The organism is Mesorhizobium sp. M1E.F.Ca.ET.063.01.1.1 (assembly GCF_003998155.1).
Lineage (GTDB): Bacteria > Pseudomonadota > Alphaproteobacteria > Rhizobiales > Rhizobiaceae > Mesorhizobium.
Genome location: NZ_RZSC01001744.1, coordinates 1 through 398, shown reverse-complemented (window position 1 = coordinate 398; position 398 = coordinate 1). Strand labels below are relative to the sequence as shown.

General features: G+C 59.3%; 1 pseudogene. It reads right to left on the bottom strand.

Features of this window, described 5'->3' with window-relative positions:
* A pseudogene (locus tag EOA29_RS40705) lies at positions 1-252 on the bottom strand (carbohydrate ABC transporter permease); the annotation flags it as partial.
* Between the last annotated feature and the right edge of the window lie 146 nt (positions 253-398).

Sequence of the window (398 nt, the reverse complement as noted above, 5' to 3'; positions counted from 1 at the left end):
GACCGAGATCACCATGTTCATCACCACATAGGTGATCGAGTTGATGTAGCCCGAATACCAGGACGGGTCGCTGAAGATGGTGCGATAGTTGGCGAGCGTCGGCGCATGCGGATAGAGCGTCAGCGACGAGACGATCTCGGCATTGGTCTTGAAGCTCATGTTGATGAGCCAGTAGATCGGCAGCAGGATGACGATGATGTAGACCGTCGGCACGATCCACCACCAGCGCGATTCCTCGCCGCGGCGCCGCATCAGCCGCGCCACCTCGTCCTGCGACAGGGCGCTGCTCAGCCCTTCCGAAACCGCCGTCTCGCTCACTCTGTTTGTTCTTTCGTTGACGCCGCTCATCTCAGCGCTCCGCGTCGTAGTTGGTCATCACGGTGTAGAAGACCCATGAC